Source organism: Pantoea sp. PvP021 (genome assembly GCF_054056055.1).
Map to the genome: position 1 here is coordinate 22,690 of NZ_JBSRXX010000015.1, position 15,571 is coordinate 38,260.

Consider the following 15,571-nt stretch of genomic DNA (forward strand, 5'->3'; position numbering starts at 1 on the left):
GATGCAGAGTCAGCAATGTCACATTAAGCCTTCAGGAGTATTCCGGATGAGCAAGTTTCTAGATCGGTTTCGCTATTTCAAACAGCTGGCCGAACCCTTTTCCGGCCAGCATGGCCAGACGTTAAACAGCAACCGCGACTGGGAAGATGGCTATCGCAGTCGCTGGCAGCACGATAAAATCGTGCGCTCCACGCACGGCGTTAACTGTACCGGCTCATGCAGCTGGAAAATCTACGTCAAAAATGGACTGGTCACCTGGGAGACCCAGCAGACCGACTATCCGCGTACCCGTCCCGATCTGCCAAACCATGAGCCGCGTGGCTGCCCACGCGGTGCCAGCTACTCGTGGTATCTCTACAGCGCTAACCGCCTGAAATATCCGTTAATGCGCAAGAAGCTGATTCAGCTCTGGCGCGACGCGAAAGCGCAGCACAGCGATCCGGTGGACGCCTGGGCATCAATCATCAGTAATCCTGAAAAGGCCAGAAGCTACAAACAGGCGCGTGGACGCGGCGGCTTTGTCCGCTCCAGCTGGCAGGAAGTCAACGAGATGATCGCTGCCGCGAACATCTGCACCGCGAAGACCTACGGCCCTGACCGCATTATGGGATTCTCACCGATTCCGGCGATGTCGATGGTCTCTTACGCTGCGGGCGCACGTTACCTGTCACTGATTGGCGGAACCTGTCTGAGCTTCTACGACTGGTACTGCGATCTGCCGCCGGCCTCACCGATGACCTGGGGCGAGCAGACCGACGTGCCGGAATCGGCTGACTGGTACAACTCCTCCTACATTATTGCCTGGGGCTCTAACGTGCCGCAGACCCGTACCCCGGATGCGCACTTCTTTACGGAAGTCCGCTATAAAGGGACGAAAACCGTGGCGATCACGCCGGACTATGCTGAGGTCGCGAAGCTGTGTGACCAGTGGCTGAGTCCGAAGCAGGGCACCGACAGCGCGATTGCGCTGGCGATGGGCCACGTGATGCTGAAAGAGTTTCATCTTGATCGCGAAGTTGGCTATTTCCGCGACTACGTGCGCCGTTACACCGATATGCCGATGCTGGTGCTGCTGGAACCCCGTGAGGGCGGTTTTTACGCCGCCGGCCGTCAGCTGCGCGCCAGCGATCTGGTGGATGGGCTCGGTCAGGAGAATAACCCGGAGTGGAAAACCGTCGCGATCAACGAGGCGACCGGGGAACTGACCGCGCCGCAGGGATCTATCGGCTTCCGCTGGGGCGAAAAAGGCAAGTGGAACCTCGAGCAGCGTGATGGGGCGTCACATCAGGAAGTTGAACTGCAGCTCAGCCTGCTCGGCAGCCACGATGAGGTGGTCGAGGTTGGTTTCCCTTACTTCGGTGGCATTACCAGCGAGCATTTCAACAGCGTTGCGCTGGACGAAATCCTGCTGCATAAGCTGCCGGTGAAACGCCTGCAACTGGCGGATGGCAGTGAAGCGCTGGTCACCAGCGTCTACGATCTGACGCTGGCGAATTATGGTCTGGATCGCGGTCTGGATGATGCCAACTGTGCGCAAACCTACGACGACATCAAAGCGTACAGCCCGGCCTGGGCGGAGCAGATTACGGGTGTCTCCCGTCAGAACATCATTCGCATTGCCCGTGAATTTGCCGAAAACGCCGAGAAAACCCGCGGTCGTTCGATGATCATCGTCGGTGCCGGTATGAACCACTGGTATCACATGGACATGAACTATCGTGGCCTGATGAACATGCTGATTTTCTGCGGCTGCGTTGGTCAGAGCGGCGGTGGCTGGGCGCACTATGTCGGCCAGGAGAAACTCCGTCCGCAGACCGGCTGGACCCCGCTGGCCTTTGGCCTGGACTGGCAGCGTCCGCCACGCCAGATGAACAGCACCTCCTTCTTCTACAACCACTCCAGTCAGTGGCGCTATGAAACCCTGGCCACCAGCGAATTGCTCTCCCCGCTGGCGGATAAAAGTCGCTACAGCGGCAGCCTGATCGACCTTAACGTCCGTTCCGAACGTATGGGCTGGCTGCCTTCAGCGCCGCAGCTTAACGTCAACCCGCTGCACATCGCGGCGCAGGCGAAAGCCGCCGGTCAGTCGCCGCTGGATTACACCGTGGAAAGCCTGAAGCAGGGCACCATGCGGTTTGCCGCTGAACAGCCGGACGATCCGCAGAACTTCCCGCGTAACCTGTTTGTCTGGCGCTCCAACCTGCTCGGCTCATCCGGTAAAGGGCATGAGTACATGCTGAAGTATCTGCTGGGCACGGAAAACGGCATTCAGGGCAAAGATTTAGGCCAGCAGGGCCGCGTGAAGCCGGAAGAGGTGGAGTGGCTGGATCAGGGCGCCGAAGGCAAACTGGATCTGGTGGTCACACTCGACTTCCGCATGTCGAGCACCTGTCTCTACTCCGATGTCGTGCTGCCAACGGCGACCTGGTATGAAAAAGACGATATGAATACCTCGGATATGCATCCGTTTATTCATCCGCTTTCGGCGGCCGTCGATCCTGCCTGGGACTCAAAAAGTGACTGGGAGATCTACAAAGGCATCGCCAAAGCCTTCTCCGATCTCTGCCCGGGTCATTTAGGCGTTGAAACGGACGTCGTTACTCTGCCGGTGTTGCATGACTCACCCGCGGAACTGGCGCAGCCTTTTGAGGCGAAAGACTGGAAAAAAGGCGAATGCGATCTGATTCCGGGTAAAACCGCGCCACACATTATGGTGGTGGAGCGCGACTATCCGGCGACCTGGGAGCGCTTTACCTCGCTGGGACCGTTGCTGGAGACCCTGGGTAACGGCGGCAAAGGTATCAGCTGGAACACCAGCAAAGAGGTCGATTTCCTCAAGCAACTGAACTACGTCAAAGCGGATGGCCCGGCAGCGGGGCGGCCGAATATCGACACGGCGATCGATGCGGCAGAAGTGATCCTGGCGCTGGCACCGGAAACTAATGGTCAGGTGGCGGTGAAAGCCTGGCAGGCACTGGGCGTGATTACCGGTCGTGACCACACCCACCTGGCGCTCAATAAAGAAGATGAGAAGATTCGCTTCCGCGATATCCAGGCGCAGCCGCGCAAAATTATCTCCAGCCCGACCTGGTCAGGGCTGGAAGATGAACATGTCTCTTACAACGCCTGCTACACCAACGTTCATGAGCTGATCCCGTGGCGAACCCTGAGCGGCCGTCAGCAGCTCTATCAGGATCATGAGTGGATGCGCGCCTTCGGTGAGAGCCTGATGGTCTATCGTCCGCCAATCGATACCCGTGCGGCGAAGCCGTTGCTGAACAGCAAACCCAACGGTAACCCGGAGAAGGCGCTGAACTTCCTGACGCCACACCAGAAGTGGGGCATTCACTCCACCTACAGCGACAATCTGCTGATGCTGACACTGTCGCGCGGTGGACCGATTGTCTGGATGAGTGAAGATGACGCTCGTGAGCTGGGTATCGTGGATAACGACTGGATCGAGGCGTTCAATGCCAACGGTGCGCTGACCGCACGTGCAGTAGTGAGTCAGCGCATCCCGGCGGGTATGACCATGATGTACCACGCGCAGGAACGTATCGTGAATATCCCTGGCTCGGAGATCACCAGCCAGCGCGGCGGGATCCATAACTCGGTGACGCGGACCTGCCCGAAACCGACCCATATGATCGGCGGTTATGCGCAGCTCTCCTGGGGCTTTAACTACTACGGCACCGTCGGCTCTAACCGCGATGAGTTCGTGGTAGTGAGAAAAATGAACAACGTTAACTGGTTAGATGGGGAAGGCAACGATGCCTGCCAGGGCAGCCAGCAGGAGGTAAAACCATGAAAATTCGTTCACAGGTCGGCATGGTGCTGAACCTCGACAAATGTATCGGCTGCCACACCTGCTCGGTGACCTGTAAAAACGTCTGGACCAGCCGCGAGGGCATGGAGTACGCCTGGTTTAACAACGTTGAAAGCAAACCTGGTGTTGGCTATCCGCACGCCTGGGAAGATCAGCAGAAGTGGAAGGGCGGCTGGATCCGTAAGATCAACGGTAAGCTGGAGCCGCGCATGGGGAGTCGCATCGGCCTGCTGTCGAAGATCTTCGCCAACCCGGATGTGCCGGCGCTGGATGATTACTACGAACCGTTCGATTTTGATTATCAGCATCTGCACAATGCGCCCGCCGGTAAGCATCAGCCGATTGCGCGTCCGCGCTCGCTGATCACCGGTCAGCGGATGAAAAAGATCGAAAACGGCCCGAACTGGGAAGAGATCCTCGGCGGCGAGTTTGCCAAACGTTCGCAGGATAAGAACTTCGATAACATCCAGAAGGAGATTTACGGTCAGTTTGAGCACACCTTCATGATGTACCTGCCGCGCCTGTGTGAGCACTGCCTCAACCCGGCGTGTGTGGCGACCTGCCCAAGCGGCGCGATCTACAAACGCGGCGAAGATGGCATCGTGCTGATCGACCAGGATAAATGTCGCGGCTGGCGGATGTGCCTCACCGGCTGTCCGTACAAGAAGATCTACTTCAACTGGAAAAGCGGCAAATCAGAAAAATGCATTTTCTGTTATCCGCGCATTGAAGCGGGCCAGCCCACCGTCTGTTCAGAAACCTGTGTCGGCCGTATCCGCTATCTCGGCGTGTTGCTCTATGACGCTGACCGCATTGAACAGGCGGCCGCAGCGGAAAACGAGAAAGATCTCTATCAGAGCCAGCTGGATATCTTCCTTGATCCCAACGATCCGGCGGTGATTGCGCAGGCGCTGAAAGATGGCGTTGCGCAGAGTGTAATCGACGCAGCACAGCGTTCACCGGTCTATAAAATGGCGATGGAGTGGAAGCTGGCGCTGCCACTTCACCCTGAATACCGCACGCTGCCGATGGTCTGGTATGTGCCACCACTGTCACCGATTCAGTCGGCGGTGGATGGCGGGGCGCTGGCGCACACCGGCGTGCTGCCGGATGTGGAAAGCCTGCGCATTCCGGTTGAGTATCTGGCGAACCTGCTGACCGCAGGCGACACCGCACCGGTGCTGCTGGCACTGAAGCGGATGCTGGCTATGCGTCATTACAAACGCGCAGAAAGCGTGGACGGTGAGCATGATATCCGGGCGCTGGAGCAGGTCGGCCTGACCGAAGCGCAGGCGCAGGAGATGTACCGCTATCTGGCGATCGCGAACTATGAAGATCGCTTTGTGGTGCCCTCCAGCCATCGCGAACTGGCGCGTGAAGCCTTCCCGGAAAGCAAAGGCTGCGGCTTTAGCTTTGGCGATGGCTGTCACGGCAGCGACAGCAAATTCAACCTGTTCAACAGCCGCCGTATTGATGCCATCGACATCAGTAAGAAAACCATCCGTCCGGAGGATGCCTCATGATGACGTTACGGATTCTTTCGCGGCTGCTGGACTACCCGGACGAGGCGCTGTTTACACACTCTTCTGACCTGATCGCGGCGCTGGATGACGCCTCTGAACTCAACCTGCAGCAGAGCGCACGGCTGGTGCGGTTTATCAATCAGCTCTGTGCCCGGCCACTGCTCGACGTACAGGCTGACTACTGCGAACTGTTTGATCGTGGCCGCGCCACCTCGCTGCTGCTGTTTGAACACGTGCACGGTGAGTCACGCGATCGCGGTCAGGCGATGGTTGATCTGCTGGAACAGTATCGTGCCGATGGTCTGGAGCTGGACAGCAAAGAGCTGCCCGATTTCCTGCCGCTCTACCTGGAGTATCTCGCCTGTAAAAGCGATGAGGCCGCGCGTCAGGGACTGGACGACATCGTGCCTATCCTGGCCTTGCTGGCGGCGCGGCTTGAAGAGCGTCAGAGCCCCTACGCCGATCTCTTCACAGTGTTACTGACGCTGTCCGGTAGCGCAGTTGATCCTGCGGCCCTCAAGCCACAGGTGGCGCAGGAAGCGCGCGACGATACGCCGGCAGCACTGGATGCTGTCTGGGAAGAGGAGCAGATTAAATTTCTCGGCGAACAGGGCTGCGCCTCGGCGCAGCAGGCGATGCATCAGCGTCGCTTCGCCGATGCGGTCGCGCCGCAGTATCTGGACATCGCCGCGGCGACGGCGCGTACCACAGGAGAATCAGCATGAATTTTATTAACACTTTCTTCTTCGATATTTACCCCTACCTCGCCGGAACGGTCTTCCTGGTGGGAAGCTGGCTGCGCTATGACTACGGGCAATACAGCTGGCGTGCCGGTTCCAGTCAGATGCTGGACAAAAAAGGGATGCGTCTCGCCTCCAACCTGTTTCACATCGGCATCATCGGTATTTTCTTCGGTCATATCGTCGGGATGCTGACGCCGCACTGGATGTATGAATCCTTCCTGCCGATCGACGTAAAGCAGAAACTGGCGATGATTGCCGGTGGCCTGTTCGGGGCGATGACACTGGTGGGCGGTGGACTGCTGCTGAAGCGCCGTCTGACCAATCCACGGGTGCGGGCGACCAGTAGCGTCGGTGATATTCTGATCATGACCCTGCTGGTGGCTCAGGCGACGCTGGGCCTGCTGACCATTCCCTTCTCCGCCCAGCATATGGACGGCAGTGAAATGATGAAGCTGGTGGGCTGGGCGCAGGCGGTGGTGACCTTCCACGGTGGCGCTTCGCAGCATCTCGACGGCGTGGCGTTTATCTACCGCGTGCACATGGTGCTGGGAATGACGCTGTTCCTGCTGTTCCCGTTCTGCCGGCTGGTGCACATCTGGAGCGCGCCGGTTGAGTATCTGACCCGTCGCTATCAGCTGGTGAGAAACCGCCGCTAAGCGCATGATGGCTGCGGGGCAGAGAGAGCCCCGCAGCCATTTTAGCCCATGGCTGCCTTGACGTTTTTTTAAGATTTTGCCCTGTATGTCATTGCGCTGAACGTCTACTATTACCGCATCTGAAATTACCCCTCGTTTATGGATAACCGATGCGCCTCAAGTTAGCCTTCCTTGCGTTCATTCCGCTTCTGGCCTCCTGCAGCAGCAAACCTGAAGTCCCGTCCCAGCAGAAGATGCTGGCTGCGCCACAGGGCGGTTTTTTACTGCAGCCGTCGCACAGCGGACAGGCGATGTTTGGCGACTTTGCCGGTAACCCGGCAGCAGAGCAATTTATCGATAAGATGGTGGAGAAGCATGACTTTGACCGTCAGCAACTGCACAACATCATCGGTCAGGCCAAACGACTGGATTATGTGCTGCGACTAATGGACCGTCAGGCACCAAGCTATACGCCAGCGCCAGGGCCTAATGGCGCCTGGATCCGCTATCGCAACAAGTTCATTACGCCCGATAACGTGCAAAATGGGGTGGCGTTCTGGAATCAGTATCAGGATGCCCTGCAACGCGCACAGCAGGTTTATGGCGTGCCACCGGAAATTATCGTGGGCATCATTGGCGTGGAAACCCGCTGGGGTCGTGTGATGGGGAAAACGCGGATTCTGGATGCGCTTGCGACCTTATCCTTTAACTATCCGCGCCGCGCAGAGTACTTCAGCAGCGAGCTGGAAACCTTTCTGTTGATGTCGCGCAAAGAGCAGGATGACCCGCTGGCGCTGAAAGGCTCCTTTGCCGGGGCGATGGGTTATGGTCAGTTTATGCCCTCCTCTTACAATGATTATGCGGTTGATTTCAACGGCGACGGTCATGCAAACCTGTGGGATCCGGTGGATGCTATCGGCAGCGTGGCGCACTATTTTCAGAAGCATGGCTGGCGTAGCGGCGAAAACGTGGCGGTACCGGCCAGCGGTCAGGCACCGATGCTGGAAGATGGCTTCAAAACCCGTTACAGCGTGAGCATGCTGGCGGCGTCAGGATTGTCCCCACAGGGCTCGCTGAACGGTAACGATCAGGTCAGTCTGCTACGCCTGGATTTGGGCACCAGCTACCAGTACTGGTACGGCTTACCCAATTTCTATGTCATTACCCGCTACAACCACAGTACCCATTATGCGATGGCGGTGTGGCAGCTGGGTGAGGCGGTGAGCAAGGCACGCCAGGGCGGCCTGTTATAAAGGCTATCCTTGTTAACTGTAAGGTTATATGATGACGCCCTTTTTCAGGCCACACAGCCACTGATATTTCTGGAGTCACTATGTCTTTACCTGCCTGCCCGGCTTGTCACGCCGATTACACCTGGCAAGATGGCGATAACCTTAACTGCCCCTCCTGCGGTCACATCTGGACCGAGGGAGAAGGTGACAGCAGCAACGCAACACTGGAAGTGCGTGATGCCAACGGCAATCTGCTGGCAGATGGCGACAGCGTCACGGTGATCAAAGATCTCAAGGTGAAGGGCAGTTCTTCATCGCTGAAGATCGGCACCAAAGTGAAAAGTATTCGTCTGGTTGAAGGGGACCACAACATCGATTGTAAAATCGACGGTTTTGGCCCGATGAAATTAAAATCTGAGTTTGTGAAAAAGAACTGAGATCGGGGGCGCAGGGATGCGCCCGCTTTCCTGCTTAGCTGAACAGCTTATCAATTGCGGCACACTGTTCCGCATTCAGCGTGCCACCGTAGTTTCGTGAGCCGCTGTTCATCGAGTCATAGCGCCGTGCCACGGCCGTTTTAATTGTCGTTACGAAATCATCTCCGATACTGTAAATCGCCATCAGACGGCCGATCTGCTGCTGCAGGTGCGTCAGCTCCGGCAGATTGCCATTTCGCCACGCCGTCATCATCTGCGCAAAGTACTCCGGCACAATATTATTCAGTCCTGAAATGACACCGGCACCGCCCGCCAGCAGGTTCGGGAGCAGGTACTCGTCATACCCCGACAGTACGGCGAAATCGCTACGCACCTTGCGGGTCTCTTCAATCATCATCCGGTTGTGCGACAGGCAATCCACCGTATCTTTAATGCCGGCGAAGTTGGGCAGCTTTGCCGCCAGGGCGGCAATCAGCGCGGGCGTCAGATCGCAGCCGGTGCGGGCCGGAAAATTGTAGGCAAACCATTTACCACCCAGCTGCGCGTCCAGTGCTTCGAAGTAGTGCATCAGCTGGTTTTGCGTCTGGCCATAATAGTAGGGTGGCAGCACCATCACCGCGTCAAAATCATTTTTCCAGGCGGCTTCAGCCAGCTCCAGCATGTCAGGAATGCAGGTTGCCGAGACGTTCGCGACCATCTTCAGCGATGACAAGGGTCTGGCTTCCTGAATCAGTTGTAAGCGTTCCTGCTGCGTCAGTGAGGCGAACTCGCCAATGCTGCCCATCACCAGTAAGGTATCGATACCGGAGTCATTGAGGCGGGAGAAATGTCGCCCGAGCGCATCAATATCGACCGCACCCTGCGCATTAAACGGGGTGACTGAAGGGCACCAGACACCGGCAAAGGGCGATTTTTCACTCATAAATGACTCCTGAATCGGATGTTAAAAAAATGAAACAGTGTTTTAACTTAATGACTCCGGCCGGTCTCTGCCAGCGCATGATTCAAAAATGAGCAACGGGTCGCACTTTTTCCTCTTTCATCCGTCTCAGTAAGCGGATGCATCTGATAACTGAGCGAGAGGTCATGATGAAAGAGTGGGATCCTGTGCTGTACCGTAAGTTTGAAGCAGAACGAACCCGTCCAGCCCGCGAACTTCTGGCGCGCCTCAGCCTGGAACAGGTTGAGCAGCTGACCGATCTGGGATGCGGGCCCGGTAACAGCACCGAGCTGCTCGCCGATGCCTGGCCACTGGCGCAGATTACCGGGCTGGACAGTTCCGCCACGATGTTAACTCAGGCCGCTGAACGCCTGCCGCACTGTCGTTTTATCCAGGCGGACATCCGCAACTGGCAGGCCGATGTGCCGCAGCAGGTGGTCTACGCCAATGCGTCTCTGCAATGGCTGGATAATCACGCAACGCTGTTTCCCCATCTGGTCAGCCAGCTGGCGCCCGGTGGCGTGTTAGCGATCCAGATGCCTGATAACCTCAATGAGCCGTCGCACCGGCTGATGCGCGAGGTGGCGGCAACAGATCGCTGGCGTTCACGCATCAATGCCGATGCCGCTGAACGTACACAGCTGCTTTCCACGGGCGAGTATTACGATCTGCTGACGCAGGCCGGCTGTGAGGTGGATATCTGGCGTACCACCTATTATCACGTGATGGCCGATGCGCAGGCAATTATCAGCTGGCTGCAGGCGACCGGTTTACGGCCTTTCCTGGCAACGCTGGATGAGACCGAACAGACGGCGTTTCTGACCGATTATCATCAGCGTTTGCTCGCGGCTTATCCGGCTCAGGCCGATGGTCAGGTGTTGCTCGCCTTCCCGCGTCTTTTTATGGTTGCGGTGAAAAACCGGTAAGCGCAGTGGAAAGCTGGCCGCAAAAACAGCGTAATAATGGTGAGTGACCTTGAAAAAGCGGTTTTTCTGCACCACCTTCAACCCACAGCCAAAGGGAGAGTCGCAATGGATGATCAGCAATTGCAGGCGCTTAGTGCGCAGATAGGTGAGAAGCTGAAGCAGCGCAATGCCACCGTAACCTGTGCGGAATCCTGCACGGGGGGATGGATTGCCAAAGTCTTTACCGATATCAGCGGCAGCTCCGCCTGGTTCGAACGCGGTTTTGTGACCTACAGTAACCAGGCCAAACAGCAGATGGTCAGTGTTCAGGCTGCTTCGCTGTTGCAGTATGGTGCGGTAAGTGATGTGGTGGTGCGGGAGATGGCGCTGGGTGCCCGCAGGGCGGCCCATGCTGACTACGCGATCTCCGTCAGCGGTATTGCCGGTCCGGATGGCGGCAGTGAAGAAAAACCGGTGGGCACGGTGTGGTTTGGCTTTGCCGGGCCGCAGGATAACGTATTGACTTTTCAGCAGCATTTTAGCGGCGATCGTGATGCCGTACGCCGCCAGTCGGTGGCATGGGCCCTGCAGAAACTGTATGGCGAATTTCTGACAAATTAAACTTGATACTGTATGACTATACAGTATAATTGTCGGCAACAGAAAGAGTACAGGCACCCTGAGTGCGTGTTTACCCGGCTTGATTAGGAGTTGAAATGGCGATTGATGAAAACAAACAGAAGGCTTTAGCTGCCGCGCTTGGCCAGATTGAGAAGCAATTTGGTAAAGGCTCCATCATGCGCTTGGGTGAAGACCGCTCAATGGATGTGGAAACTATCTCTACCGGCTCGCTGTCGCTGGATATCGCATTAGGCGCAGGCGGTCTGCCAATGGGCCGTATCGTTGAGATCTATGGACCTGAGTCTTCAGGTAAAACCACGCTGACTTTGCAGGTTATCGCATCTGCACAGCGTAAAGGTAAAACCTGTGCCTTTATCGATGCAGAACATGCGCTTGATCCGGTTTACGCCAAGAAACTCGGCGTAGACATTGATAACCTGCTCTGCTCTCAGCCAGACACTGGTGAGCAGGCGCTGGAAATCTGTGATGCGCTGGCGCGCTCTGGTGCCGTTGACGTGATCATCGTCGACTCCGTCGCGGCGCTGACGCCTAAAGCGGAAATCGAAGGTGAAATCGGTGACTCACACATGGGCCTCGCGGCACGTATGATGAGCCAGGCGATGCGTAAACTGGCCGGTAACCTGAAGCAGTCCAATACCCTGCTGATTTTCATCAACCAGATCCGTATGAAAATTGGTGTGATGTTTGGTAACCCGGAAACCACCACTGGTGGTAACGCGCTGAAGTTCTACGCCTCTGTCCGTCTTGATATCCGCCGTATCGGTGCAATCAAAGAGGGCGATAACGTGGTCGGCAGTGAGACCCGCGTTAAAGTGGTGAAAAACAAAATCGCCGCGCCATTCAAACAGGCTGAGTTCCAGATCATGTACGGCGAAGGTATCAATACCTTTGGTGAGCTGGTCGACCTGGGCGTGAAGCACAAGCTGATTGAAAAAGCGGGTGCATGGTACAGCTACAATGGCGACAAGATTGGTCAGGGTAAATCGAATGCCGGCAACTTCCTGAAAGAGAATGCTGCTGTGGCAAACGAGATTGATCTGAAGTTACGTGAGATGTTGCTCAACGGCGCGGATGAAAAACTCGCAGCAGCCGACAAGGCTGCTGAGAAAGAAGACGCGGCTGAAGCGAACGAAGACTTCTAATCTCTGATGCGGGAGGGGCGAAAGCCTCTCCCGTAGTTTTATCCCCCTCTATTATCTTTCTTGCCTTCCCTCTGTCCTGTTCTGTCGCCATAATCTCCCTCTGTTTGTACAAGGTGCGCAGTATGACTGAACCCTCTCAACCCCAACCTAATGTCGTCTCTTACTCTCGTCTGCTTGACCGTGCGATGCGTATTCTGGGTCAGCGCGACCACAGCCGTGCAGAGTTAGCGCGTAAACTGCAACAATCAGCGCAGCGTGCTGCGTGGGCGCAGAAAAAAGAGCCCGAAATTGTTACCGAAGCGTTGCTGGAACAGGTTCTTAACTGGTGTCAGGAAAGCGGCTGGTTAAACGACGAGCGTTTCACCGAACGATTTATTCAGAGCCGGAGCCGTAAGGGCTTTGGATCGCAGCGCGTGCGCCTTGAACTGGGCCAGAAAGGCATCGACCGTGAAGCCATTGATCTTGCAATGGAAGAGACAGAGGTAGACTGGGCGGCGTGTGCGGCTCAGCTGGCTGAACGAAAATTCGGACACCCGCTGCCCACAGAGTGGAAAGAGAAAGCGAAAGTACTACGCTATCTGCAGTCAAAGGGTTTTATGAGCGAAGATATCCAGTCCATTTTCAGAAATTTTGATGACTAAAAGCCGATGTAATTTTACTTCCCACTGAAGAAAATTTATCTTATTCCCACTTTTTGTTCCGCTAATCAGGCACCACCAGAATGTGGTCGCGCCGATCAGAGGGAACGTTCGTTAGCGTGATTCCAGGATATATATGAGCAAGAGCACTGCTGAGATCCGTCAAGCGTTTCTCGACTTTTTTCATAGCAAGGGACATGAGGTTGTAACCAGCAGCTCCCTCGTACCGAATAACGATCCAACGTTGTTGTTTACTAACGCCGGGATGAACCAGTTTAAAGATGTGTTCCTCGGTCAGGACAAACGTGACTACACACGTGCGACCACGTCACAGCGCTGCGTACGCGCAGGCGGCAAACACAACGATCTTGAAAACGTCGGTTACACCGCACGTCACCACACCTTCTTTGAAATGCTGGGTAACTTCAGCTTTGGTGACTACTTCAAGAGAGAGGCGATTGGTTTTGCCTGGGAACTGCTGACGAGCGAGCAGTGGTTCAGCCTGCCAAAAGAGCGTCTGTGGGTGACGATCTATGAAACCGACGATGAAGCCTTTGATATCTGGGCGAACGAAATCGGTGTGCCACGTGAACGCATTATTCGCATCGGCGACAACAAGGGCAGCGCGTATGCGTCAGATAACTTCTGGCAGATGGGCGATACCGGTCCTTGTGGTCCGTGCAGCGAGATTTTCTACGATCATGGCGATCACATCTGGGGTGGCCCGCCGGGCAGCCCGGAAGAAGATGGTGACCGTTACATTGAGATCTGGAACATCGTCTTTATGCAGTTCAACCGTCAGGCTGATGGCACCATGCTGCCGCTGCCAAAACCGTCGGTTGATACCGGAATGGGCCTTGAGCGTATTTCTGCCGTTCTGCAACACGTCAACTCCAACTATGAAATCGACCTGTTCCAGAAACTGATTCAGGCCGTGGCGCAGGTTACCGGTGCCACTGACCTCAGTAACAAATCGCTGCGTGTCATTGCCGACCACATTCGCTCCTGTGCTTTCCTGATTGCCGATGGCGTCATCCCGTCTAATGAGAACCGTGGCTACGTGCTGCGTCGTATCATTCGTCGTGCCGTGCGTCATGGCAACATGCTGGGCGCTAAAGAGGCCTTCTTCTATAAGCTGGTTGCGCCACTGGTTGAGGTCATGGGTGCCGCAGGCGAAGAGTTACAGCGCCAGCAGGCTCAGGTTGAGCAGGTGCTGAAAAGCGAAGAAGATCAGTTTGCCAGAACCCTGGAGCGCGGACTGGCGCTGCTGGACGAAGAGCTGGAAAAACTGCAGGGCGACACGCTGGATGGTGAAATCGTCTTCCGTCTCTACGATACCTTTGGTTTCCCGGCTGATTTAACGGCTGACGTCTGTCGCGAACGCAATCTGAAGATCGACGAAGCCGGCTTTGAGCGGGCGATGGAGCAGCAGCGTCAGCGCGCACGTGAAGCGAGTGGCTTCGGCGCTGACTACAGCAACGTTATTCGTATTGATGCCGCCTCATCCTTCAAAGGCTACGACCAGCTCGATTTAGCTGCCACGGTGAAAGCGCTCTATGTTGCAGGCGAGGCGGTTGATGAAGTGACCGCGGGTCAGGATGCCGTGGTCGTGCTGGATGAAACGCCATTCTATGGCGAATCGGGTGGCCAGGTAGGCGATACCGGTCTGCTGAAAGGGAAGAATGCTGAATTTAGCGTCCAGGATACACAAAAATATGGTCAGGCAATCGGTCATGTCGGTAAGCTGACCGCAGGGCAGTTGCGTATCGGTGATCGCCTTGAGGCGCAGGTTGATGCAGCACGCCGTGCGCGCATCCGTCTTAACCACTCTGCTACTCACTTACTGCATGCCGCCTTGCGTCAGGTTTTAGGTGAGCATGTGGCGCAGAAAGGCTCGCTGGTTAACGACAAGTACCTGCGTTTCGATTTCTCGCATTTCGAAGCGATGAAACCTCAGGAGATTCGTCAGGTCGAAGATATCGTCAATGCGCAAATTCGTCGCAACCTGCCGGTTGAAACCGAAGTGATGGATCTGGATGCGGCGAAGTCTAAAGGGGCAATGGCACTGTTTGGCGAGAAATATGATCAGCGCGTGCGTGTTCTGACCATGGGTGATTTCTCTGTTGAGCTGTGTGGTGGTACCCATGCTGCGCGCACGGGTGACATCGGGCTGTTCCGTATTCAGGCGGAGTCAGGTACCGCAGCCGGTATTCGTCGTATCGAAGCGATTACGGGTGAAGGCGCGCTGGCGCAGGTCAATGCGCAGAGCAGCCAGCTGCAGGATCTTGCGCAGCTGGTAAAAGCGAACAGCAGCAACCTGAATGAGAAAGTGCGTGGTCTGGTCGATCATGTACGGGCTCTGGAGAAAGAGTTGCAGCAACTGCGCGATCAGCAAGCCGCGCAGGAGAGCGCTTCACTGAGCAGCAATGCTATCGACATTAAGGGAGTGAAACTGTTAGTCAGTGAGCTCAACAATGTTGAACCTAAAATGTTGCGTACCATGGTTGATGATCTTAAGAATCAGCTGGGGTCGGCGATTATTGTGCTGGCAACGGTTACTGAAGGTAAGGTGTCGCTGATTGCGGGTGTGACCAAAGATCTGACTGACCGTGTTAAAGCGGGTGAGTTGATTGCCGGTCTGGCTCAGCAGGTTGGCGGGAAGGGCGGTGGCCGTCCTGATATGGCACAAGCTGGTGGTAACGATGCGGGTGCTCTGAAAGGCGCATTAGCAGGGGTTGAGGACTGGGTCAGCAGCCGTCTGTAAGTGAATTAAAACAAGGCATCGTAAAAAGCGTCAGAACGGTTGTTCCGGCGCTTTTTAATACGATGCTAAAGCAGCAAATGACAAAGTCAGGTTGATGTAGTGTATTTCGGCTAAACTAACTATCAGCAGAATGTATTGGCGCAT

Annotated in this window: 12 protein-coding genes; 11 read left to right on the forward strand and 1 reads right to left on the reverse strand. The window is 55.9% G+C overall.

Features of this window, described 5'->3' with window-relative positions; translation table 11 throughout:
- The first annotated feature begins 46 nt into the window (after positions 1–46).
- The 6 genes from ACVKSX_RS23275 (at position 47) to ACVKSX_RS23300 (ending at position 8,396) form a co-directional block, all read left to right on the forward strand.
- Complete coding sequence (locus ACVKSX_RS23275; RefSeq protein ID WP_354439683.1) at positions 47–3,808, forward strand: nitrate reductase subunit alpha; 3,762 nt, start codon at positions 47–49, stop codon at positions 3,806–3,808.
- Complete coding sequence (narH, locus tag ACVKSX_RS23280; protein WP_060680820.1) at positions 3,805–5,349, forward strand: nitrate reductase subunit beta; 1,545 nt, start codon at positions 3,805–3,807, stop codon at positions 5,347–5,349. Before ACVKSX_RS23275 ends, narH begins: the two co-directional genes overlap by 4 nt.
- Entirely contained in the window at positions 5,346–6,074 is a 729-nt protein-coding gene (gene narJ, locus ACVKSX_RS23285; protein WP_010672124.1) for a nitrate reductase molybdenum cofactor assembly chaperone, read from the forward strand. Before narH ends, narJ begins: the two co-directional genes overlap by 4 nt.
- Complete coding sequence (narI, locus tag ACVKSX_RS23290; protein ID WP_022623789.1) at positions 6,071–6,748, forward strand: respiratory nitrate reductase subunit gamma; 678 nt, start codon at positions 6,071–6,073, stop codon at positions 6,746–6,748. The genes narJ and narI overlap by 4 nt, the downstream gene beginning before the upstream one ends.
- Positions 6,749–6,897: 149 nt before the next feature.
- Entirely contained in the window at positions 6,898–7,980 is a 1,083-nt protein-coding gene (gene mltB / locus ACVKSX_RS23295) for a lytic murein transglycosylase B (RefSeq protein ID WP_010248519.1), read from the forward strand.
- 80 nt (positions 7,981–8,060) lie between these two features.
- A complete protein-coding gene (locus tag ACVKSX_RS23300; protein ID WP_010248517.1) occupies positions 8,061–8,396 on the forward strand; it encodes a zinc ribbon domain-containing protein YjdM in 336 nt (111 codons plus the stop codon).
- Between the two features lie 34 nt (positions 8,397–8,430).
- Here ACVKSX_RS23300 and ACVKSX_RS23305 read toward each other — a convergent pair whose 3' ends face one another.
- The gene (locus tag ACVKSX_RS23305) at positions 8,431–9,318 is read right to left on the reverse strand and encodes a dihydrodipicolinate synthase family protein (protein ID WP_354439680.1); all 888 of its coding nucleotides are present in this window, start codon (positions 9,316–9,318) and stop codon (positions 8,431–8,433) included.
- Between the two features lie 167 nt (positions 9,319–9,485).
- Here ACVKSX_RS23305 and tam point away from each other — a divergent pair, with 167 nt between their 5' ends.
- The 5 genes from tam to alaS all read left to right on the forward strand — a co-directional run bounded on the left by tam (position 9,486) and on the right by alaS (position 15,427).
- On the forward strand, positions 9,486–10,262 hold the full coding sequence (tam, locus tag ACVKSX_RS23310; RefSeq protein WP_354439710.1) for a trans-aconitate 2-methyltransferase: 777 nt from the start codon (positions 9,486–9,488) through the stop codon (positions 10,260–10,262).
- A 105-nt stretch (positions 10,263–10,367) separates the two neighbouring features.
- Positions 10,368–10,862, forward strand: coding sequence for a nicotinamide-nucleotide amidase (gene pncC, locus ACVKSX_RS23315; RefSeq protein WP_010672121.1), 495 nt, complete (start codon positions 10,368–10,370; stop codon positions 10,860–10,862).
- A gap of 95 nt (positions 10,863–10,957) precedes the next feature.
- Complete coding sequence (gene recA, locus ACVKSX_RS23320; RefSeq protein ID WP_010248510.1) at positions 10,958–12,025, forward strand: recombinase RecA; 1,068 nt, start codon at positions 10,958–10,960, stop codon at positions 12,023–12,025.
- A gap of 122 nt (positions 12,026–12,147) precedes the next feature.
- The gene (locus ACVKSX_RS23325; protein ID WP_010248508.1) at positions 12,148–12,666 is read left to right on the forward strand and encodes a regulatory protein RecX; all 519 of its coding nucleotides are present in this window, start codon (positions 12,148–12,150) and stop codon (positions 12,664–12,666) included.
- 133 nt (positions 12,667–12,799) lie between these two features.
- Complete coding sequence (gene alaS, locus ACVKSX_RS23330; protein WP_010672120.1) at positions 12,800–15,427, forward strand: alanine--tRNA ligase; 2,628 nt, start codon at positions 12,800–12,802, stop codon at positions 15,425–15,427.
- Positions 15,428–15,571: the final 144 nt, after the last annotated feature.

Bases quoted from the DNA above. Each gene is read 5' to 3' on its own strand.
- ACVKSX_RS23275 (WP_354439683.1), top strand. From the start codon at position 47: ATGAGCAAGTTTCTAGATCGGTTTCGCTATTTCAAACAGCTGGCCGAA.
- narH (WP_060680820.1), top strand. From the start codon at position 3,805: ATGAAAATTCGTTCACAGGTCGGCATGGTGCTGAACCTCGACAAATGT.
- narJ (WP_010672124.1), top strand. From the start codon at position 5,346: ATGATGACGTTACGGATTCTTTCGCGGCTGCTGGACTACCCGGACGAG.
- narI (WP_022623789.1), top strand. From the start codon at position 6,071: ATGAATTTTATTAACACTTTCTTCTTCGATATTTACCCCTACCTCGCC.
- mltB (WP_010248519.1), top strand. From the start codon at position 6,898: ATGCGCCTCAAGTTAGCCTTCCTTGCGTTCATTCCGCTTCTGGCCTCC.
- ACVKSX_RS23300 (WP_010248517.1), top strand. From the start codon at position 8,061: ATGTCTTTACCTGCCTGCCCGGCTTGTCACGCCGATTACACCTGGCAA.
- ACVKSX_RS23305 (WP_354439680.1), bottom strand. From the start codon at position 9,318: ATGAGTGAAAAATCGCCCTTTGCCGGTGTCTGGTGCCCTTCAGTCACC.
- tam (WP_354439710.1), top strand. From the start codon at position 9,486: ATGAAAGAGTGGGATCCTGTGCTGTACCGTAAGTTTGAAGCAGAACGA.
- pncC (WP_010672121.1), top strand. From the start codon at position 10,368: ATGGATGATCAGCAATTGCAGGCGCTTAGTGCGCAGATAGGTGAGAAG.
- recA (WP_010248510.1), top strand. From the start codon at position 10,958: ATGGCGATTGATGAAAACAAACAGAAGGCTTTAGCTGCCGCGCTTGGC.
- ACVKSX_RS23325 (WP_010248508.1), top strand. From the start codon at position 12,148: ATGACTGAACCCTCTCAACCCCAACCTAATGTCGTCTCTTACTCTCGT.
- alaS (WP_010672120.1), top strand. From the start codon at position 12,800: ATGAGCAAGAGCACTGCTGAGATCCGTCAAGCGTTTCTCGACTTTTTT.